The sequence below is a fragment of the Sulfurospirillum diekertiae genome, assembly GCF_002162315.1.
In the GTDB taxonomy this organism is placed as follows: domain Bacteria; phylum Campylobacterota; class Campylobacteria; order Campylobacterales; family Sulfurospirillaceae; genus Sulfurospirillum.
On the sequence record NZ_CP021416.1, the window covers coordinates 1,252,047 to 1,270,428 of the forward strand.

The following is an 18,382-nucleotide window of genomic DNA, read 5'->3' on the forward strand; positions in this document are numbered from 1 at the left end:
GGAGAAATAAAAACTCCATTTCTTGCTCTTTTAATCTAATCATTTCCAACGGAACACTTCTTGTAAATGTATGAATAACGTTTAGCATAGGAGGATAAAAAGATGGTCAAGGTAGCGTTTTTTACAAACGATCTCAAAAACATTGATGCCCATTTTGGTTCAGGAGAGCAATTTGCCGTGTACGACGTAGGTGCTGAGGGTTTTTCGCTGGCACATGTTGTTCAAACAGGTGAAGAGCGAACGGAAGGCAGAGTCGAGATGTTGCAACAAGAGAACATTGACATTATGTATTGCATCGAAATTGGACCTGCCGCGGCTGCAAAAGTCGTCAACGGTAAAATCTTTCCTATCAAATACAAAGAAGTAGTGAGTATTGAAACAGAACTGAATAAACTTCAAACCATGATAGCAACAAATCCTCCACCATTTATCAAAAAAATCTTAGAAGCGAGAGGATAAGGCTATGAATGAACTTGAAAAGTTATTCATAGAAACCCTGACATCTCAGCTAAGAGCGCTTGACCAATTTGGTACTTGGGCAAAAAAAAGTGATGAAGAAGTTTTGGGTGAAAAGTACATCAAGAGTAAAGATGCGCTTAAAAATATTCCCATTATTGCGGATATTGATGAGATGCAAATCCAAGATATTCGTCTGATTTTTCAGTCAATAGCTTTGGCTTTTGAGCTTAAAACAAATATTATGTGTTCCGTGGTCATGGAAATGAGTCACGAAGGATTCGGACGAGCTGTCGTCATAGCTGAAAAAATTGTTGTCACCAATAAGTTTTTCAAAGATGCCCATCGTTACAGTTTTAGAACATATGAAGATCTCGTCAAAGAAGGTGGCAAAATGTTAAAAGATGCTATCGAAATTTACGAAACTTATAAAAAATAATCAGGATAGAACATGGCAAAGGTTGGTATATTTTACGCAAGTGCGGGTGGTAATACAACATTGGTAGCAGATGCTTTAAAAGAAGCCTATGAGCTTGAAGATGATGATTGTATTTTAATGGAAGATGATTTTGATAGCGTTGAGCAATTTGACAATTACGATGCACTTTTCATTGGTTCTTCAACATGGGGACAAGGTGATGTACATTTTAGTTGGGTTGATCCGCTCTTTGAAATCACTTCTGAAAACATTAGTTTTACAGGTAAAAAAGTTGCATTTTTTGGCGCAGGCGATAGCAAAACACACGGTGAACATTTTTGTTCAGCTCTTGGTAAATTCAACCAAATCTTTACCAAAGCAGGTGCAAAAGTCATCGGCTTTGTCGATAAAGAAGGTTATAACTATACAGCATCATTGGCCGAAGTTGGCGATAAACTCTGTGGTTTAGCGATTGATAATATCAATGAAGAAGACAAAACAAGTGAACGTATCGAAAATTGGATAGAACAGTTAAAAAGCGAATTATAAAATCATGCGTAAGCTTTACATGTAAACATGAGTCATGCTCTTGTTTGGTGTTAAAGTATCTATAAAATAGTTAAAAAGGATAAAAAATGAAAACGTTGGATCAATATTACAAACTAAAAGATGCAGAAGATTTTTTCGAGTTTTTTGGTGTTGAGTACGATAAGCACATCGTTGAAGTCAAGCGTTTTCATATTATGAAAGAGTATGGGACTCTTATTAAAAAAGGGTTTGAGAATTTTAATGGTAATGAAAAATACTTGATGGATTTTCTAAAGTTTGCTCTGATTCGTGTTTATATGGATTACAAACATGGGCATGCTCCTAGTGCAGCAGAAGTCTGGGGAATGTTAGAAGATGGTAAAGCCAAAGGGTGTTTAGCGTGTGCAATATCATCGGAAGGAGGAAACTGTGCCTGTTAATGATGAAATTGTTTTGCATGATAGTGTGACGGCAAAACTTTCGGGGAAAGATGAGCCAAAAGCGAAATTTTTTCTAGGGCAAAAAGTACAACTTTTGGAAGATGTTAAGAATGATGGAACGTATCCTTATCTCAAAATTGGTGAGGTGATGATTAAAAAAGGCTCAGTTGGCTACATTCGTGGTATGGGTGAGTTTTTACAAGTCATTCGTGTCTATGAAGTTCATTTTTTAGATGCTGATGCGGTTGTTGAAGTCATTGGGTGTAGGGAACATGAGCTTGAAGCACTAGAGCCTTATCGTGACCTTGAAGCCGAAGAAGTTGAATGGATGATGAATCACTATAACCATAGTTAACCATAATAGTCATAATAAAAGAGTTCTGAAAGAAAACGAATACAACAAATCTTAGTAAGGAGGAAAAGTCATGGCGAAAGTAATCTTTATGCATTTTGATAAAGAAAAAGATGGTATCTACGATGCCAAAATAGGCGAACCAGTGGTGCGTTTAGCAAAAGAGAAGGGGATTCCTATCACTTTTGATCCTAAAGACCATTCAACATGTTTGATAAATGTTGAGAATATTAGCGAAGAAGAGCCTACAAGTTACATGGAAGACGAAGAGCTTGATGAGCTTGTCAAACTTGGTGCTATTAGCCAAGAAGATGCTGATATCTGCCAACAGTTCACCGTTAGTCCAAAAGTTCGCATCGCTTCTATGATGATGATCAAGGGCGATGTTTTGATTAAACCATTTAAAAAGTAAAGGATCACGTATGACAACAAGAGTAGAAATTATCAATGATTTTTTAGCCATTAATGTAAAGCCAGGTGCAACCATTCAAGATGTTGTTGAAGCAAGTGGTAGTGCACTTCCTTTTGGTTGCCGTGACGGTCAATGTGGCACATGTGCTGTTGAGATCGTTCAAGGTATGGAGTTTTTATCTCCAAAAAATGAGAAAGAAGTGAAAGTGCTTAAAGAGATCTGCTTTGGTACCTGTACTCCAAACACTCGTCTTGCCTGCCAGATGAAAATCGACAAGCCAAACGGTGTGGTCAGAATTAAATACTAAGATTGTTCTAAGAGTTCTTGCAGAACTCTAACGTAGTGTTCACAGTTGTACTTTGCACACTACGTTATCCCTCAATAGCACGTTTCACAAAAACTCACAGTGTATTCGGCATTTTTTCTGAAAAACATGAAAAATATGCGTAAAAATTAATCAGCAATTATTCCAAAAAGCACCAAATCTTTGGGCATAATTTACGCATGAGAAGTATCAACCTAGAATTCAAACAAAAGCAGAGTCTAAACCTCTCTTTGAAACTTTGGCTCCCACTGTTACAGCTTCCTCTTCAAGAGTTAAGTACGCACCTAGAAACATTGTCGTACGAAAACCCTTTTTTAGAGGTCAAGCGCCCCTTTGAACAAAACCTAGGCTCTAGCCATGGCATCGTCGAAGAGTTGGTCCTTGGCAGTGAGTCTTTGCATGAGAAGATCATTGAGCAGATCGTGCCACCTCTTTTTCCAACACCGATCTCTCAAAAAGTAGCTCATGAAATACTATGCGACATTACAGAAGAGGGCTATTTTGATGGTGATCTTGAAGCGATTGCACAGACGTGTGGGGTTTATACAGAGTATGTCGAGCGTATTCGTCAGCGTTTTTCCAAACTCGAGCCTTATGGCGTTGGTGCGCTAGATAGCAAAGAGTCATTTGTTTTTCAACTGGATGCTCTCAGTGACGACATTGACGATGAGCTTTATAACCTTGTTAATAAGATGATAGAGCAGATGGCAAAGGTTGACAAATTTTCCAAACATGGGCGTTTTGAAGAAGCCAAAGCGGTCATTAAAAAATTTGCAAATCCACCCGCTTTAGAGTATCAATCAACACCGAAACAGATTATTCCTGATTTCTTCGTTGAAGTAGACGATGATATTAAACTGCGCATTAACAATGACTATTATCCTGATATTCTCATAACCGATCCGTTTTCAAGTAAAAGTGAGAACATCAAAGAGAAGCTCAAAGAGGCACGTGATATCGTCAACCTTTTGGAGCTTCGCAAAACAACGCTTTATAAGATCGTTCTTTTAGTCGTGGAAAGGCAGCTCTCTTTCTTTGTCGGTGGTGAATTAAAGCCACTCAATATGAGCACACTCGCCGATGAGCTCTCTTTTGCAGAGTCCACCATCTCACGAGCGATCTCAAATAAGTACATTGAGTCAAAACAGGGAATTTTTCCGCTTAAATCGTTTTTTACCAATGCCGTCTCCTCCAAAGAGCTTTCTTCTTCGGAGGTAAAGAATTTTATCAACCAACTGATAGAATACGAAGATAAAAGTGAACCGCTCACCGATGATGATCTTTTGGAGCGCATTGAAAAACGATTTAACATTAAGATGGTGAGACGCACCATTACCAAATACCGTAAATTGATGAATGTAGCATCATCCAAAGAGCGCAAGAAAATATATAAGGTACAAGCATGAACACAACACTAAATGAGAGCTCTGATAGTAGGTATAGCAAACTTGAAATGCTCAAACTTGAGCGCGAAGTGATGGTTTTTTTGCAAGGGTATGCCAAAAATCGCTATTCGAAGTATGTTATTGCACCGCATATTGCTGCCATGTCCTTACAGATGAATCACCTCTATGAAGCGATGGGTTTTAAAAATCGTGTGCAGATGGGAAAATACATGAAATGCCATTTTCCAAAGCTTGCTGAGCTAAAACCAGTGGATAAACTTTGGAAGAAATTTCTCTACGATTCTATCAACAGAGTTGCCCCTTTTTGCTTTACATGTAAAGATAATTCAAACTGCTTTGCGTGCCAGTTAGCGGGGTAAATTCCCAGTATAAAAAGGTAAATAACAATGATTCGGTTTGCCGACGAAAATGATTTGGAAGCCATTTTAGCGATTTATAATGATGCGATTTTAAATACTACTGCTGTCTATACGTATCATGCCAAGACATTAGAAGAGCGCCAACATTGGTTTCATAAAAAAGAAGAAGAGGGCTATCCTCTGTGGGTGTATGAGCACGATGGAAAGGTCGTTGGTTATGCAACCTATGGCTCTTTTCGGAGCAGTCCCGCTTATAAGTACACCATTGAGCATTCGGTGTACGTTCAGAAAGATTTTCGAAAGCAGGGAATTGGAAAAATTCTTCTTGAAACCATCATCGCTGATGCCAACACTAAAGGGTATGCCACCATCGTTGCAGGCATTGATGCTTCCAATGCCAAGAGTATTCAGCTCCACAAAAAACTAGGCTTTAGCGCCGCGGGAATTGTCCACAAAGCAGGGTACAAATTTGGTCAATGGCTTGACTTAGCCTTTTACGAACTTCTCCTTGATGGCCCCAAAAATCCTACGGAAGGGTAAGTTTAGGCTTTACATGTAAAACCGTATTACAGAGCAAATGCATTATTTTATGCTTGTGTTCCTATCGTCATAAAAGGGTTATGTGCGATTTCCCACAAATGACCATCGGGGTCTTTAAAGTAGCCACTATAACCACCCCAGAAAACTTTTTGAGGTTGTTTGGTAGGTGTTGCACCTGCTTTGATGGCTTCTTGAAAGAGTGCATCCACTTCAGTTTCACTACCAAGGGTATGCGCTAATGTAAATCCTTTAAAGGTGCTTTCATCAAATGCGACATTGGCATCTTCTGCGAGTGTTTTTTTTTCATAAAGCGCAAGCCATGTTCCATTGAGTGTAAAGAATGCAATGTTCTCCTCATAAGGCTCAAGCCTAGGAAATCCAAGACCTTTGTGATAAAACTCAATAGACTTCGCCATATCACTGACACCTAAGGTAATCATACTCATGTAAGGTTTCATTGTTTTCCTTTTTACATGTAAAGATTTATCTCATGAATTATGGCACAATTCATCATGCTTCTTCAACCTTTTTCGGTGGAAAAAACAACGCTCGTGGGTTACGTTTTGCTTCTTGAAAAAGGAGTTTTACAAAAGAGAAAAAATTACCAAACTCCGCATCTCTGGATTTGAGCGAGACTTTGAGGGCGAGGACGAAGCTGACGCTGAGATTGACCAAGCCTATCATCAAGACAAAGACTAAACCTACGAGAAAATCAAGCCAAGAGAGTTCGCCTTGTGCGACGATGTACCCAAGGTTGGCGGAAGAGAAGGCGACGTGTCTGATGTCGAGTGGTAGGTTGAGCATATGCCCAACAAATGGGGTGACGCCTAAAAGAATACCAAAGTAAAAATTACCCATGATCGCGCCATGGTTGTTGTGTAGGTAGGTTGCGATTTTTTCTCTCATAGCCTGTGAGGTTATCTTTTTTAGAAAAGGAAGGTGCATGTACCTGCTTTTTAAGTCCAAATAGCTTGCGCGGTTGTCGTAATAGCCTGCGATCAAGCCCGAGGTAAAGAGCCAAACGCCTGCAATAGCGGCGTAGAAAAGCCCTGGGAAGGGATTGAAATTTTCTGTATAGTACTGAAGTTCTTGAGGTGATAGAATCGGGATATGGTTCTGCGCGTAGATAAACCCGATCAAGCATGAAACGCCTAAAGCAAGTGTCACATTGCCAACAACCGCGGCAAATTGGGAGCGGCTTACTTGCATGAACAGTGTTGCGAGTTTATGTTGGTCGGCGCGTTTGGTATCGGCTCTATCCACCGCTTTTGCAAAGGTTGAGGCAGTCATGGCGGGCTGTTTGGTGGCTACGGTAAAGCCCAAAAGATGGATAAGCACAAAACCAAATCCGTAATTTAAACTGGCCAAAATAGTCTCAATAATAGGTGAAAAACCACTGTGCATGATCGTTATTTTAATAAGTGCCATCAATGCAATCACAATACCCGCACCACTAGCACTTAAGAACATACCGATGTACTCTTTGGTGGTATCTGCGATGTAGTGTTCGCCATGTTCACTGGCATTGTTCGCGATGCTTTTGGCTAAGATTTTGATGTTTTGATTGAGCACATCGCTTAGAGAATTGCGTGAGCAGTTTTTCTCAACCACCTCTTTAAATAGCGGTAGCAAGGTCGCATAAAAAGAATCTGTCTCAAATTCTTGGATGAGTTGCACGCATTTTTGTGTTCTTTGGATGATCTGTTCTAAGCGCTCAAGGTTGTAGGTGAGCGAGACTAAAATGCCTTTATTCAGAGACTGTTTGCGTAAGAAGTTGACTTGGTCATAACATTGAGCGATTAAAACATCGATGTGCTGAAAATCAAGCTTGGTCATCTCCGCCTCAGGGTCTTCATTTTGAATCGTGCATGCAAGACTGCTGATCTCTCGTTGCAACGCGATAAATGCAGAGTCTTTGGTCAACAGCGAGCGATCTAGTCGAATATAGTGTTCATCAAACTCTTCCGCGGCAATCCAAATCGCCAAAATCTCCGTCGCGTAGATGATCTGATGATAAAGGTACATTTTTGTCTTTACATGTAAGGTTTCGTTGTATAAAAGTATGCCCCAAAGCTTCGCCCAGAGCGCATCATCGATGGCATTGACCCACAGAGGATCTTTTTTATGCGGAAAAAGTATGGCAAATAAAGAGGAAAAATCGCCTTTTTGAGGCGCTTGCGGTAAAAACTTATTGTAAAAACGATCGCTTATTTCCTCTTTAAACCCCTGTTTGGAAAGAATCCCTAGTGAGGCGATATTATTCGAGATTTTAGAGTCAATAAGCCATAGATTAAATTCAGATGAAAGCGATTCCCTAAACTCTGGATATGCTTCAAGATATTGTATCATCGCTTCGATATTTTCGATACTTTCTTCTTTATTTCTGATGGATTTCGGGCGAATTTTACTGATAATTTTGCTAAGTTTTTCGACAGAAGTTTCAGTGCTCTCACTGAGTGATTGTAAAAATTCTTCAATAGTCTGTTTCATGATAACCTCTTTCTTGTAGCACTTTCTACACTTAATTATTCGAAGCTATTTTCAGTGTAACACACTATGGTAAACCTTTGACTCCTTTTATTTATTTACATGTAAAGATTTATGGAACTCTTAAAACCATGCTATTGCACAAATCATCGCTTTCAAAGTGTGTCATATCGCCTGCTTTGAGGTTAGGGACGGGGAAGAGTCTGACGGTGAGCGGTTTATTGAGTCTGTAAGCAAGTGTGCCAGTATCAGCGCAAATGGCAGCGATTTTTTCCACTGAGGTATCACCTTCAATAGGGACAGTATCGAGTCCTATGCCACAAACGGCAGAGTATTGAAGCAAGGCTCTGATGTCAAATTCATTGCGTGTGGTAGCATCGGCTAAGCCTTGATCTTCTACAACGGCTAACATCAATCCTGAAAAGCCTATGAGTTCACATCCTTTTTGCGCCTTAAAGACTTTGGTTAACAGTGCAGAAGCTTCGAGCGTTCCTGCTGCACCAAAGAAAGGCACGCCCAAAAGTTTATAGACATCCACCATCGAAGCGCAGTTTTTTGACGGTGCAGCAGAGGTATCGATGCCCGCAAAGTTAGTTTTGTATGGATGTGCATAGCCATTAGCAATGTCAAGAATTTCAGTGATATGGTATTGTAATGCATCACGCATAATGGCATAAGACTTTTGCATTTTAAGATTATGGTTTTTTTCTTCTTTGAGACTTTTGAGTGCTTCTACAAGGAGGTCAGGCGTTTCAAGTCCGAGAGCAAAGCAGTTTTCATCATGGCTGTTATGGTAAGAAGCTGGAAAGTAGGGAATGTGCGGTTTGCAGTTATAGTTAATCGTAAAATTAAAGTTGCCTTCGCCTCGTGGTGTAATGCGACCGATTTCCTCTACCGCTTTGGCACAACACAGTGTTAAGTCTCGATCAACGACGCCGAGTTCATCGACACTAACATTCACACAAGCGTTACAAATATCGCCAAAGGCTTTGATCATCTCAGGCAAAAGAGCGATCTCCTCTTCTGTTTTTGCTTCACCGATAGCAAAGCGAATACGAATTTTTGGCATAGAGGGGCTTTTAAGCACGGTAGAGAGTGCTTGCATGTCTTTAAGAACAGCATGATATGACGAGGTATGAAGATACTCTCCAAAGGGATTTGTCACAATGCGAATGGATTGAACATGATAACCATGTGCTTTAAATTCATTTGCCAAATCGCCACCAAAGCTTGCCGCTTTAAAAATGGCTTCTTCCCAAGTGCTTTTCTCTTTGCCTAATGTCACAAAGGAGGTAATGGTGCGAATTTTACATAAATCTTTGTTTTTGGGGCTCTCTTTAACCATGAAATTTCCTTGAGTGCTTTACCAAATCATAGCTAAATCGTTTTTACATGTAAAGGTATAAAGTTGCATTAAATGCTTATTTTAAAGCCAATAAAAGTGTATAATTTAAAAGAGTTCATTGAAAAAGGATGTCTATGTTTTTGAAAGTAATACTCATGCTGGGATTATTCTGTTCGTTATATGCGGAAGATGCAATGATGGCCAAACTTTTTGATGATGAAAACATAACAGGTACAATGCTCATTGAGTCATTAGATGGTACGAAACGGTATGTGTACAACGATGAGCGTGCCAACATGCCGCTCCTTCCCGCTTCGACTTTTAAAATTCCCAATACGCTCATAGCCCTCCAAGAAGGTGTGGTTACTGCAGACTCGATTATTGTTTGGGACAAAGTGGAACGAAGTGTTCGTGCATGGAATCAAGACCAAAGTTTAAAGTCGGCATTTAAGAGTTCGTGTGTCTGGTGTTATCAGTCTTTTGCCCGCAAGATTGGGTTGGAAAAGTACAATGAGTATCTCAAAAAACTTCACTATGGCAATGAAACAACAGGGCATAATGTAGAGCGTTTTTGGCTCGATGGAGATCTTCGCATTAGCGCTTATGAGCAGATAGCTTTTTTGAAAAAGCTTTATAACAATGATTTGCCGTTTCAGCAAGACCATATGGATTTACTCAAAAGTATCATGATCGACGAGCAAGGTGAAAACTACATAATTCGAGCTAAAACAGGTTGGGCCGTACCAAAAGATGCAGAACATCACGGCTGGTATGTGGGATATGTTGAGAGTTCCAAAGGCGTTTACTTCTTTGCAACCAATCTTATCATTGAATCAGCCGATGAGCTTCCTCTTCGTAAACTCATGACCATACAAGCCTTGAAAAATAAGGGAATTATGGAGTAAACTATCTTTACATGTAAAGATAATTTACGAGTTCATTTCTGAATGCTTTTGCTCAAAAAATTCTTTGAGTGCATCATATCTTAAAGGTTTGGCATATAAATAGCCCTGAAATCTATCACATCCCAAACTTTTTAATACCGCTTCTTGTTCTTTGGTCTCAACCCCTTCGGCTAAAATATATAAGTCAAAATTTTTTCCGATAGTGATAATGTTTTGAATCATTTTTTCAGCTGTCATATCATTCAAAATCGTATCAACAAAGCTTTTATCAATTTTTAGCTCGTCAATAGGCAGCTTACGTAAGATACTCAAAGAGGAATACCCTGTACCAAAATCGTCCATTGAAATATGCAGTCCCATGCCACGTATCTTTTGTAAAAGTGGTAAGACGTAGTCAATATCTTCAATAAACAAACTCTCTGTAATCTCAAGACATAATGAAATATGCGCCAACTTTGAACGGTTTATCTCTTTAATCAGTTTCTCTAAAAAATGAACTTCCATAAACTGTTTGATCGAGATATTGACAGAAGTTTGAAAAGACGCACCGAGTTCGACTTGTAACGCTTTCATCTCTTTAAGGGTTGCACTCATGAGAGTATCCATAGTTCATAACGAGGGTCATATTTGAGGGCGATTTGTATACGTTTTCCATCGATTGAGGACGTTTCAACCGCATAAATTTCACCTTTTTGTTTCATCTCTTCAAGCGAAATGGTGTATTTATGACTAATATCGTTAAACATAGTCTGTAAAAAACTATTGGGAAGAGGTGCTTCGTAAAGATTCTTTGCTATCTCATGGTTGGAGGATTGAAATTGGACAAAGTGATCACGATCTCGAATGAGGGTAACGGTATTGTAATCGCCCAATGAAAGATTTTCGGTATAGATCTTAAAAGCGCCTTCTATTCCAATCCCTGCTGTCATCACGCCAATCGCTTGACCTGAAGAATCAAAAGCTGTTTTGCGAATCGGGATTCCCCAACGCCCTCTCCCCGCAATAAAATAGGTTCTACCCAACACCATTTTCTTTTGGGTTAACGTATAATCAAAGGAATCTCGTGTAACGGCTTCAGCCCTAAGATTAGGGCGTTTTGATTTATCAAAGTTAGAACTTGCATAAAGATACGTGCCTTCACTATCGGTAAATCCAAAGGAGACAACCGAAGGATTGAGTGCTCGTAAATCGTCTAAAATACTTGGGTCTTTTTCTTTAACAATTTGATTTCCTAAAAGATTGAGCATCATCTCTTGGGTTAGGAAAAGAGAGTCGGTTGCATTGGAAACAAGTTTAACGAGATTGATTTGGTCGATCTCATATTTTTGATGGATACTGTTCAGTTGAATGTACGAAACAATCCCCAAAAAGAGAAGGGCACTTGCTAAAAGAATATAAAAAATAGTCCAGATATTTTTTTGAAGAGCAGCCAAAAGAAACTCCTTTTGTCACAATGACTAATCATAACATAATTTCTGAGCCGTGTAATAAAGGATGAAATAAAGTGTTAAAAATAAAGAAGGCAAAGTGCCTCCTTTATTTATTCTTTACGTTTTAAAAAAGTTTCGATCTCTTCGATGGCTTTTTTGTTCGAGAGGTTAAATTTGATTTCAATGCGCCTTGAAGCCTCTTTGTCTTCAACCCCATTTTTAAAGATACGATCACTGTAAGCTCGTCCATTGGCGCTGAGGTATTTTTGAAGAAGTGCTGTGCGCTTTTCATCGAGAGAATAGATAAACGCCATAACCGAATAGGCTCTTTTTTGAGAAAGATCAAGGTTGTGCATGTATGTCCCATCGGAGTCTGTATGCCCTTCGATGACGATATGGTCGATATTTTCACGTATCGTAGCGTCATTTAACAGTACATCAAGGTAGGGTTGGAGCGTCTCCGTCAGCTGCTTTTTGGCTTCAGGTTTAAGCTCATACGAACCGACATCAAAGAGTACAGAAGCGGGCAGACGAATCGCACCGCTGTTGGGGTCGATATTGATCTTTTTGCCCAGTTTTTCTTTTAGTTCTTGTATGACTTTGATGCGAATACCCGTAAGATTTTTAATACGGGATTTTGTTAAATTGAGATCTTCGACTAACTGTTGATGTGCAGCAGTGCTTTCCAGTAATTTGGCACTCAACAAAGCAAGTTCTCCATCTTTGAGTTTAAGAGTTTGGGTCGTTGTCCCAAGCTCCATTTGGCTTGCAACAAGTTCACCTTTCACTTCATCACGAGCAAGCTCTGTGTCAAGCAGGAGTTTTTTGAGGCTTTCAATTTCTCTGTCGCTCAGTTGTAGTTTTGCAGTGCTTACATTGAGGTCATTCTCTTTTTGAGCAAGCAATTCTTGCGCAATTTGCAACGAGGCACTTGTGACATTCATGTCAGAACGTAACCTTAAAAAATTCTTGTTTTTTTTGCAAGAGCTCTTCTTGACTAAGATGTAAAACTCTTTTTTGCTCTTCAAGATCATTTTTGATCCCTTTAAGGTCTGTCTGTACATAAATGTATTTGACGACAATCGCGCCAATCAGCAAAATAAAAACAAACAACAGTCCTGCCATGAGGTCAGCGTATGAAACCCAAAAGTTTTGGTCTGAGCTTTGAGATCGGTTGTAACGCATTATTTTAACGCATCCATTTTTTGGATAATCTCTTCCGTTTCAGCATCAATGATCTTCAAGCTCTCTTTGAGTGATTCGACTTCTTCGTTAGAAGGTGCTTCATTGCGTGCAACACTCGTTGCTTTAAGGACTCTGAGCATCTCTTGGTTGGTTGCTATCATCTCTTCATTGCTCTCTGCCATCTTTACATGTAAAGTAGTTGTGTTCTCATTGAATTGGCTAAGTTTGGTGAGCATGTCATCGTAAACTTGTACTAAGTCGCGCTGTTTCTCTTGGGATTTTGCAAGCATTTCCATGCCGTCTTTGATGTGCTCAGCACCTCTTTTAACCGCAGCCGCTTCTAGGGTAAGCATTTCATCAAAGAGCTCAAATTTTGCTTCAATGTTTTTACCCAAACGCTCAAAAAAGTCGTTGGAACTGAGGTGTTCAAACATTCTTCCGATGCGATCAAAATGTTGAAGATTCTCTTGTAAATACGCATGTTCTATCTCTTCTTTTGACCAAAACAGTGATGCCGTTGACTCTTGGATAAGTGCGACTTCTCTATCAAAACGGCTGAGTCCTCTTTTTTCAAAGAATATCCACCAAAGAGAGAGCAAGATACCGTAGATGGAGACGTAAAACGCTGTACCAACGCCACTTAAAAGAAGGGTTATCTCATTTTCCAAAGCGCCTGCTGTTTGCGAAGAAAAATTAGGTAGCGTTAACGCGATGGAGATAAACGTACCCAAAATTCCCATCGTTGGGAAGATGGAAGCTGCGACAGAGGCGTAGTTGTCATTGCGAATGCGTTTGGCATAGGTATCGATGAAATTTTCAAAAGACGCATTGGACTTAACCGTACTACCAATAGGCATGAGGTTTTTGGAAACATACTCGTGAAGTTCTGTTTGAAACTCTTTAGCGTAGCGAAGAAAGGTGCAAGCGCCAAGCTCGCCATTGTGTTTGGCAAAAATAAGTGAAACAATGTAGATAAATCCGATGAGAATAATACTATGGATACCTACTTTAAAATGAAGAATATCTAAGAAACCCAGTAAAAAGTAGATATATGCTAACGTCGGAAGTAAAATGAGCTTCATGTAGACAAAAGCACAGCTACGTTGTGGTGTTTCGAGTGATGCGAGATTTTGGAGTGTTTCGTTCATGTCTTCGTTCATAAAAAACCTTTGTAGAATATCTATAATTTCTTTCGTAGACTATTATAACGCTTCTTTTTATACAGATGCTTAACAAGTGCTTGAAATTGCTTATAATTAACGTGAGATTAATATTAAAAGACTACAATTTATCATACTAATAAACTCTGTGGTGAGAGAGATACCGCATCGTGTATCACTTTTCAAATGCCTTTCCTTAACCTCTTTAAGGTTCATTCATGTCCTCCAAAAAAGATTTTTTAGAACGTCACAGCATTAAGCAGTTGCTTAAAACCACACTTCATGACAATATTGAAAATATTGCGACGCATTTAAAGGCTTTTTTACAAACCAAGGATCCTGAAAGTTTGCATCAGTACCGTGTTTACATTCGCACAGCACGCTCTATTTGCTTGGAATTTAGCGAGTTTATGGACGAAAAACGTCAATTTGTCCTTGATAAAACGCTCAAAGTTCTCCAACAAGAGACTAATGAAATGCGTGATCTTGATGTTTTTATAGAGTCGCTTGATGCCTATAAGCAAAAGATTGCCGCTCAGTATTGGGATGATGTTGAACATCTCCAAACACAGCTTTTGGCAGAAAAAGAGTTGGCGTATCGTAGTTTTGAAACAAAATTTACTCCTAAGCTTCAAGCTAAAATCATCGAAGAGCTAGCCCAGTTACAGAACGATGAAAAACTCTGCCTTCCAAAATCTGAAGAAAAACTGTTCCGTCATATCAAAGCCATCATCGAAAAACGTCTCAAAAAGATTGCGAAACTCTCCAAAAAGCTTGATATAAAATCTTCCAATGAGAAATTTCATAAACTAAGACTTCACTATAAAAAACTCCGTTATACCTGTGATGCTTTATCTTTCAAACAGTTTGCCAAAAGTTTTAAACCGATTCAAAATGCTTTTGGTAAAGTGCAAGACAAAAACACTCAGATTGAGCGTATCAAACGTTATAATAGCGCCAACAGTGTGGCACTCCAAAAGGTCATTGCGCTTTTAGAAGAAGAGATCGACAATGATAAGCGTGTCTGCATCGAAAAATCGACTAAGGATACCCTTCAAACCATGCACGAAAAATTTGAAAAAATCTTTACATGTAAAGAGTCTTAATTGTGCCAGATTTAGAATACATCGCTCATTATCCTGAATATCTTAAAGATCAGATTCGCCATCTTGTCCAAGTAGAAAAACTAGGAGCGTACCTACTTTCCAAGTACCCAACCACGCACAATCTGACAAGTGACAAGGCGTTGTATGCTTATGTGATGGAGATACGAACAGAATTTCTTCGAAAAAGTGAACCCATCACCAAAGTGCTTTACGATGGTAGAATAAACGACATCAACGACGCATTAGGCTTGCACCGTGTGACCATTAAAAACCACGGAGGACGCCTTAGAAGTAAAAGCGAAATCCGTGTGGCAACGCTGTTTAAAAACACCCCTGAATCTTTTTTAAAAATGATCTGCGTGCACGAACTCGCTCACCTCAAAGAGAGAGAACACAACAAAGCCTTTTACGCCTTATGCGAAAAAATGGAGCCAAGCTACCATCAGTTAGAGTTTGATGTCAGGCTTTATCTGACGCATTTGGATTTATTTGGGAAGTTGTATTAGATGTATATTATAATTATGATATAATTATTTTGCTATGAGGAAATGGCATGAAAAAAAAGATAGTTTGGGATGAAGCGAAGAACCAGCTTTTAAAAGAACAACGAGGCATATGCTTTGAAGAGATACTCCAAGTGATAGAAGAGGGTGGTATTTTAAATATTTATAAGCACCCAAATACTGAAAAATACCCCAATCAAAAAATGGTCGAAGTTCTTTTTAACAAGTATGTATGGGTCATTCCTTTTGTTGAAAACGAAGACGAAATCTTTTTTAAAACAGCATTTCCAAGTCGCAAAGCAATGAAAAAAATCAAGGAGTAATCCATGAAGACAAAACAACTGCCACTTGATGCAGAAGAAAAAGCATTGATGGAAAGCCTAGAAGCGGGTGAATGGCAAGCTCTGGATAAAACAGAATTCAAAGCAACCAAAGCGTTACTTGAAAATTCGGCGAAAGAGACACGCAAACAACAACGCATGGACAAAAAACAAATCACCATCAAGCTAGGCACTGCGGACATTGAATTTATCAAAGCCAAAGCCCAAGAAACAGGCATTTCGTATCAAAATATTATCAGCGCTTTGGTGCATAATTATACGGTGGGGAAAGTTAAGTTGGAGATTTGAAAAGCTAATCTATATCTTTACATGTAAGGAAATACTATTTTAAGTAATATGAAATCGATATTTGAAAAATTAATTCATTCTAATCAAGTTCAAGAAAATAACCACGATATTGACATGGAATATTTTCATAATGAAAAAGATCCAAAAGATAATTTAGAAACCACGCCACCAAGCGATGAAAAAATAAGAATACCCTGTATTTGGGCTTTTGAAGTTTTTCCACCAGAATATATAGGCAATTTTTATGAAAGTATAGATAGGCTTGGATGGTTAGATGAAAAAATCGATTCATTAGATGATTTCCAAGATACATTACTTGAAATGCGCCATCGTGTAGGTAGTAGTGGGTGGTTAAACCTTGGCGTAATTGTTGATAAATCTGATAAACGCCATTGGATAAGCCCAAGGAAGGCTAATTTACCCAAAGGTGTGAGTTATATTCGTGCATCTATCTTTCAAGCCATTCCAAGTACAACCATGTTGATCTGCCAATTTAATTTCGAAGATGATTTGGCAAATATATTGGACGAACCTCTGCGAAAGTCTTATAAAACATATACCAAAAAGCATAAACGTGGATATAGAATCATTGGTGTTGAACATCAAAAGAAAGATGCCGTTGATTTAAATAAAGAGTATCTCAATAGCATTTGTTCTACGTGGCTAAAAGAAAATTTTGCAGGGTTGTATGCTTCTGATGCAATTAAAGATGAACATCCCGTTTGTATGTTTCTTACATTAGAGAAAGATACACCTTTTGTTCATAACCAATCATTACACAATTATATGGCTATTCTTGACATAAAAAGTCGATGGGAAGTTTGGATTAGTGACAAATTAGAAGGACTTTATTTACAATTTACAAAAGACAAAAATGCTATTCGTCGAAGTTTACTTTTAACAGGAAATATTCATCACATATTACAGAATGAAGATATTGAGCATTATGGAGAAACTAAAGAAGCACGTGTTGTAAACTATTTCCAATATTTAGATGATAATCTTGGAACATGGGTTTTGAGTGAATTATTGGATTCCTATATTTATAAAATAACTGATTTAAGAGATTTATATGGAAAAATGGATATGAATAATCTTCATCAGTCCATTAAAACTATGACAAAATTAGACCATCAAGTTCTCAAATCACAAAAGAACATCATTCCTTTTATGATTGAATTAAAAAAACTACTGCAATAATACAGGTATTTATATGCATAATATATATGAATTTCAACAATGTGAACAGAGCCGTTTTAATAGAGGAAATTTATTTAGCAATATAAGAGAATCAATGATACATCGTATTGATTTGTTAATCGAAAATGAAAAAAATATTAAAAAGAAACAGCCAATGCTACGCGACAAATCAGTACAACCATTTCTTCTGATAATGTTGCTGAAACCAATATGCGTTTACAAAAAAGTATGCGTAAAATGACTATTGTAATGCTTTTTTTAACTATTATTTCAACATGCGCAACTCTTATCACAATTAGGGAGGTTGAACCCATAAAAAGTATGATAACTCAGATGACGATTTTATATCATAATATACAAAAATAATTTATAGAATAGGACACAATAATGCTCCAAATCCAACTCCCCATCTACATCATCGATGCCTTTACCAAAGAACTTTTCAAAGGAAATCAAGCCGCTGTTGTGCCTCTGGATCGTTGGCTACCAGAAAGCGTCATGCAAAGCATTGCCTCTGAAAATAACCTTTCTGAGACAGCCTTTTTTGTGCGAAATGATGCAGGTGTGTATGAGATTCGTTGGTTCTCTCCGCTCAAAGAGATCGACTTTTGTGGGCATGCGACGTTGGCGAGTGCGTATGTCGTTTTTAACCATCTTGGTGAAAAAGGTACGATTCGTTTTTGGGCAAAAGCGGTTAATACCATCGAAGTCAATGAGCGTGAAGATGGACTTATCGAGATGAGTTTTCCTAATCGTGCGCCTGAGAAACTAAGCACTATTCCAGAAGCACTTCAAACGGGGCTTTCCATATCACCGCTTGAATTTCACAAAAACCAACAAGCTTACTTTGCGGTGTATGCAAGCGAGGACGATATTAAAAATGTTGTGCCCGATCTTGAAAAGCTCAAAACCCTTGCTCCTTTGGACGTGGTTGTTACCGCTCCAAGCAAAGCGTATGACTTTGCATCACGCTACTTTTGGCCTGCCAATGGCGGTGTCGAAGACCCCGTAACAGGCTCTATCCACGCAGGGCTTGCACCATTTTGGGCGAAGCGCTTGGGCAAAAATGACCTTATTGCTTTACAAGCCTCTGCGCGTTCAGGCGTACTGTACTGTCGTGTGAGTGAAGAGCGCATTTTTATCTCTGGTGCATGTAAAGCGTATTTGGAAGGCAGTATTAGCATCCCATGTTAGCT

The 18,382-nt window shown here is 38.7% G+C and carries 25 protein-coding genes; 17 read left to right on the forward strand and 8 right to left on the reverse strand.

Annotated features, from left to right (window positions below):
• Nucleotides 1-102 precede the first annotated feature (102 nt).
• The 10 genes from Sdiek1_RS06365 (at nucleotide 103) to Sdiek1_RS06410 (ending at nucleotide 5,236) form a co-directional block, all read left to right on the forward strand.
• Entirely contained in the window at nucleotides 103-459 is a 357-nt protein-coding gene (locus Sdiek1_RS06365) for a NifB/NifX family molybdenum-iron cluster-binding protein (protein ID WP_087438415.1), read from the forward strand.
• 4 nt (nucleotides 460-463) lie between these two features.
• Nucleotides 464-895, forward strand: coding sequence for a NifX-associated nitrogen fixation protein (locus Sdiek1_RS06370; RefSeq protein WP_087438416.1), 432 nt, complete (start codon nucleotides 464-466; stop codon nucleotides 893-895).
• A gap of 12 nt (nucleotides 896-907) precedes the next feature.
• Complete coding sequence (locus Sdiek1_RS06375) at nucleotides 908-1,423, forward strand: flavodoxin (protein WP_087438417.1); 516 nt, start codon at nucleotides 908-910, stop codon at nucleotides 1,421-1,423.
• An 86-nt stretch (nucleotides 1,424-1,509) separates the two neighbouring features.
• On the forward strand, nucleotides 1,510-1,842 hold the full coding sequence (locus tag Sdiek1_RS06380) for a nitrogenase-stabilizing/protective protein NifW (protein WP_087438418.1): 333 nt from the start codon (nucleotides 1,510-1,512) through the stop codon (nucleotides 1,840-1,842).
• Entirely contained in the window at nucleotides 1,832-2,197 is a 366-nt protein-coding gene (locus tag Sdiek1_RS06385) for a nitrogen fixation protein NifZ (protein WP_087438419.1), read from the forward strand. Before Sdiek1_RS06380 ends, Sdiek1_RS06385 begins: the two co-directional genes overlap by 11 nt.
• A 70-nt stretch (nucleotides 2,198-2,267) precedes the next feature.
• Complete coding sequence (locus Sdiek1_RS06390; RefSeq protein WP_087438420.1) at nucleotides 2,268-2,606, forward strand: hypothetical protein; 339 nt, start codon at nucleotides 2,268-2,270, stop codon at nucleotides 2,604-2,606.
• 10 nt (nucleotides 2,607-2,616) lie between these two features.
• On the forward strand, nucleotides 2,617-2,913 hold the full coding sequence (locus Sdiek1_RS06395) for a 2Fe-2S iron-sulfur cluster-binding protein (RefSeq protein ID WP_087438421.1): 297 nt from the start codon (nucleotides 2,617-2,619) through the stop codon (nucleotides 2,911-2,913).
• A gap of 197 nt (nucleotides 2,914-3,110) precedes the next feature.
• Nucleotides 3,111-4,337: an RNA polymerase factor sigma-54 gene (locus tag Sdiek1_RS06400; protein WP_087438422.1), complete on the forward strand. Its 1,227-nt coding sequence runs from the start codon at nucleotides 3,111-3,113 to the stop codon at nucleotides 4,335-4,337.
• On the forward strand, nucleotides 4,334-4,696 hold the full coding sequence (locus Sdiek1_RS06405; protein WP_192866780.1) for a nitrogen fixation protein NifQ: 363 nt from the start codon (nucleotides 4,334-4,336) through the stop codon (nucleotides 4,694-4,696). Before Sdiek1_RS06400 ends, Sdiek1_RS06405 begins: the two co-directional genes overlap by 4 nt.
• A gap of 27 nt (nucleotides 4,697-4,723) precedes the next feature.
• Nucleotides 4,724-5,236: a GNAT family N-acetyltransferase gene (locus tag Sdiek1_RS06410; protein ID WP_087438423.1), complete on the forward strand. Its 513-nt coding sequence runs from the start codon at nucleotides 4,724-4,726 to the stop codon at nucleotides 5,234-5,236.
• Nucleotides 5,237-5,283: 47 nt separating this feature from the next.
• On the opposite strand, the gene Sdiek1_RS06415 is transcribed toward Sdiek1_RS06410, so the two are convergent.
• The 3 genes from Sdiek1_RS06415 to Sdiek1_RS06425 form a co-directional block, all read right to left on the reverse strand.
• The gene (locus tag Sdiek1_RS06415) at nucleotides 5,284-5,694 is read right to left on the reverse strand and encodes a VOC family protein (RefSeq protein ID WP_087438424.1); all 411 of its coding nucleotides are present in this window, start codon (nucleotides 5,692-5,694) and stop codon (nucleotides 5,284-5,286) included.
• Between the two features lie 52 nt (nucleotides 5,695-5,746).
• The gene (locus tag Sdiek1_RS06420; RefSeq protein WP_087438425.1) at nucleotides 5,747-7,726 is read right to left on the reverse strand and encodes a site-specific recombinase; all 1,980 of its coding nucleotides are present in this window, start codon (nucleotides 7,724-7,726) and stop codon (nucleotides 5,747-5,749) included.
• A 109-nt stretch (nucleotides 7,727-7,835) separates the two neighbouring features.
• On the reverse strand, nucleotides 7,836-9,068 hold the full coding sequence (locus tag Sdiek1_RS06425) for a DUF711 family protein (protein WP_087438426.1): 1,233 nt from the start codon (nucleotides 9,066-9,068) through the stop codon (nucleotides 7,836-7,838).
• 128 nt (nucleotides 9,069-9,196) lie between these two features.
• Between Sdiek1_RS06425 and blaOXA the strand changes: the two genes are divergently transcribed.
• The gene (blaOXA, locus tag Sdiek1_RS06430; protein WP_087438427.1) at nucleotides 9,197-9,973 is read left to right on the forward strand and encodes a class D beta-lactamase; all 777 of its coding nucleotides are present in this window, start codon (nucleotides 9,197-9,199) and stop codon (nucleotides 9,971-9,973) included.
• A 24-nt stretch (nucleotides 9,974-9,997) separates the two neighbouring features.
• On the opposite strand, the gene Sdiek1_RS15160 is transcribed toward blaOXA, so the two are convergent.
• From Sdiek1_RS15160 to Sdiek1_RS06445, 5 genes are all read right to left on the reverse strand, one after another.
• Nucleotides 9,998-10,567: an EAL domain-containing protein gene (locus Sdiek1_RS15160; RefSeq protein ID WP_238099203.1), complete on the reverse strand. Its 570-nt coding sequence runs from the start codon at nucleotides 10,565-10,567 to the stop codon at nucleotides 9,998-10,000.
• Complete coding sequence (locus Sdiek1_RS15165) at nucleotides 10,564-11,406, reverse strand: cache domain-containing protein (RefSeq protein WP_238099206.1); 843 nt, start codon at nucleotides 11,404-11,406, stop codon at nucleotides 10,564-10,566. The genes Sdiek1_RS15160 and Sdiek1_RS15165 overlap by 4 nt, the downstream gene beginning before the upstream one ends.
• Before the next feature lie 107 nt (nucleotides 11,407-11,513).
• On the reverse strand, nucleotides 11,514-12,347 hold the full coding sequence (locus Sdiek1_RS06440) for an OmpA family protein (RefSeq protein ID WP_238099208.1): 834 nt from the start codon (nucleotides 12,345-12,347) through the stop codon (nucleotides 11,514-11,516).
• Between the two features lies 1 nt (nucleotide 12,348).
• Nucleotides 12,349-12,588 carry a hypothetical protein gene (locus tag Sdiek1_RS15170; protein WP_238099210.1) on the reverse strand — a complete coding sequence of 80 codons (240 nt, stop codon included), beginning with the start codon at nucleotides 12,586-12,588 and terminating at the stop codon, nucleotides 12,349-12,351.
• Entirely contained in the window at nucleotides 12,588-13,748 is a 1,161-nt protein-coding gene (locus Sdiek1_RS06445) for a MotA/TolQ/ExbB proton channel family protein (RefSeq protein ID WP_087438428.1), read from the reverse strand. Before Sdiek1_RS06445 ends, Sdiek1_RS15170 begins: the two co-directional genes overlap by 1 nt.
• Before the next feature lie 218 nt (nucleotides 13,749-13,966).
• Here Sdiek1_RS06445 and Sdiek1_RS06450 point away from each other — a divergent pair, with 218 nt between their 5' ends.
• The 6 genes from Sdiek1_RS06450 (at nucleotide 13,967) to Sdiek1_RS06480 (ending at nucleotide 18,380) form a co-directional block, all read left to right on the forward strand.
• Nucleotides 13,967-14,854, forward strand: a complete 888-nt coding sequence (locus tag Sdiek1_RS06450) for a CHAD domain-containing protein (protein ID WP_087438429.1) — start codon at nucleotides 13,967-13,969, stop codon at nucleotides 14,852-14,854.
• Nucleotides 14,855-14,856: 2 nt separating this feature from the next.
• A complete protein-coding gene (locus tag Sdiek1_RS06455) occupies nucleotides 14,857-15,360 on the forward strand; it encodes a M48 metallopeptidase family protein (protein WP_087438430.1) in 504 nt (167 codons plus the stop codon).
• A 47-nt stretch (nucleotides 15,361-15,407) separates the two neighbouring features.
• Nucleotides 15,408-15,680 carry a DUF4258 domain-containing protein gene (locus Sdiek1_RS06460; protein WP_087438431.1) on the forward strand — a complete coding sequence of 91 codons (273 nt, stop codon included), beginning with the start codon at nucleotides 15,408-15,410 and terminating at the stop codon, nucleotides 15,678-15,680.
• Nucleotides 15,681-15,683: 3 nt separating this feature from the next.
• Nucleotides 15,684-15,986 (forward strand): hypothetical protein, encoded by a 303-nt coding sequence (locus Sdiek1_RS06465; RefSeq protein WP_087438432.1) that lies wholly within the window; start codon nucleotides 15,684-15,686, stop codon nucleotides 15,984-15,986.
• A gap of 48 nt (nucleotides 15,987-16,034) precedes the next feature.
• Nucleotides 16,035-17,186 carry a hypothetical protein gene (locus tag Sdiek1_RS06470; RefSeq protein ID WP_087438433.1) on the forward strand — a complete coding sequence of 384 codons (1,152 nt, stop codon included), beginning with the start codon at nucleotides 16,035-16,037 and terminating at the stop codon, nucleotides 17,184-17,186.
• Between the two features lie 387 nt (nucleotides 17,187-17,573).
• On the forward strand, nucleotides 17,574-18,380 hold the full coding sequence (locus tag Sdiek1_RS06480) for a PhzF family phenazine biosynthesis protein (RefSeq protein ID WP_238099212.1): 807 nt from the start codon (nucleotides 17,574-17,576) through the stop codon (nucleotides 18,378-18,380).
• Nucleotides 18,381-18,382 lie beyond the last annotated feature (2 nt).

Excerpts from the sequence above, each read along its gene's own strand:
- Sdiek1_RS06365 (WP_087438415.1), top strand. The coding sequence starts at position 103 with ATGGTCAAGGTAGCGTTTTTTACAAACGATCTCAAAAACATTGATGCC.
- Sdiek1_RS06370 (WP_087438416.1), top strand. The coding sequence starts at position 464 with ATGAATGAACTTGAAAAGTTATTCATAGAAACCCTGACATCTCAGCTA.
- Sdiek1_RS06375 (WP_087438417.1), top strand. The coding sequence starts at position 908 with ATGGCAAAGGTTGGTATATTTTACGCAAGTGCGGGTGGTAATACAACA.
- Sdiek1_RS06380 (WP_087438418.1), top strand. The coding sequence starts at position 1,510 with ATGAAAACGTTGGATCAATATTACAAACTAAAAGATGCAGAAGATTTT.
- Sdiek1_RS06390 (WP_087438420.1), top strand. The coding sequence starts at position 2,268 with ATGGCGAAAGTAATCTTTATGCATTTTGATAAAGAAAAAGATGGTATC.
- Sdiek1_RS06395 (WP_087438421.1), top strand. The coding sequence starts at position 2,617 with ATGACAACAAGAGTAGAAATTATCAATGATTTTTTAGCCATTAATGTA.
- Sdiek1_RS06400 (WP_087438422.1), top strand. The coding sequence starts at position 3,111 with ATGAGAAGTATCAACCTAGAATTCAAACAAAAGCAGAGTCTAAACCTC.
- Sdiek1_RS06405 (WP_192866780.1), top strand. The coding sequence starts at position 4,334 with ATGAACACAACACTAAATGAGAGCTCTGATAGTAGGTATAGCAAACTT.
- Sdiek1_RS06410 (WP_087438423.1), top strand. The coding sequence starts at position 4,724 with ATGATTCGGTTTGCCGACGAAAATGATTTGGAAGCCATTTTAGCGATT.
- Sdiek1_RS06415 (WP_087438424.1), bottom strand. The coding sequence starts at position 5,694 with ATGAAACCTTACATGAGTATGATTACCTTAGGTGTCAGTGATATGGCG.
- Sdiek1_RS06420 (WP_087438425.1), bottom strand. The coding sequence starts at position 7,726 with ATGAAACAGACTATTGAAGAATTTTTACAATCACTCAGTGAGAGCACT.
- Sdiek1_RS06425 (WP_087438426.1), bottom strand. The coding sequence starts at position 9,068 with ATGGTTAAAGAGAGCCCCAAAAACAAAGATTTATGTAAAATTCGCACC.
- blaOXA (WP_087438427.1), top strand. The coding sequence starts at position 9,197 with ATGTCTATGTTTTTGAAAGTAATACTCATGCTGGGATTATTCTGTTCG.
- Sdiek1_RS15160 (WP_238099203.1), bottom strand. The coding sequence starts at position 10,567 with ATGAGTGCAACCCTTAAAGAGATGAAAGCGTTACAAGTCGAACTCGGT.
- Sdiek1_RS06440 (WP_238099208.1), bottom strand. The coding sequence starts at position 12,347 with ATGAATGTCACAAGTGCCTCGTTGCAAATTGCGCAAGAATTGCTTGCT.
- Sdiek1_RS15170 (WP_238099210.1), bottom strand. The coding sequence starts at position 12,588 with ATGCGTTACAACCGATCTCAAAGCTCAGACCAAAACTTTTGGGTTTCA.
- Sdiek1_RS06445 (WP_087438428.1), bottom strand. The coding sequence starts at position 13,748 with ATGAACGAAGACATGAACGAAACACTCCAAAATCTCGCATCACTCGAA.
- Sdiek1_RS06450 (WP_087438429.1), top strand. The coding sequence starts at position 13,967 with ATGTCCTCCAAAAAAGATTTTTTAGAACGTCACAGCATTAAGCAGTTG.
- Sdiek1_RS06460 (WP_087438431.1), top strand. The coding sequence starts at position 15,408 with ATGAAAAAAAAGATAGTTTGGGATGAAGCGAAGAACCAGCTTTTAAAA.
- Sdiek1_RS06465 (WP_087438432.1), top strand. The coding sequence starts at position 15,684 with ATGAAGACAAAACAACTGCCACTTGATGCAGAAGAAAAAGCATTGATG.
- Sdiek1_RS06470 (WP_087438433.1), top strand. The coding sequence starts at position 16,035 with ATGAAATCGATATTTGAAAAATTAATTCATTCTAATCAAGTTCAAGAA.
- Sdiek1_RS06480 (WP_238099212.1), top strand. The coding sequence starts at position 17,574 with ATGCTCCAAATCCAACTCCCCATCTACATCATCGATGCCTTTACCAAA.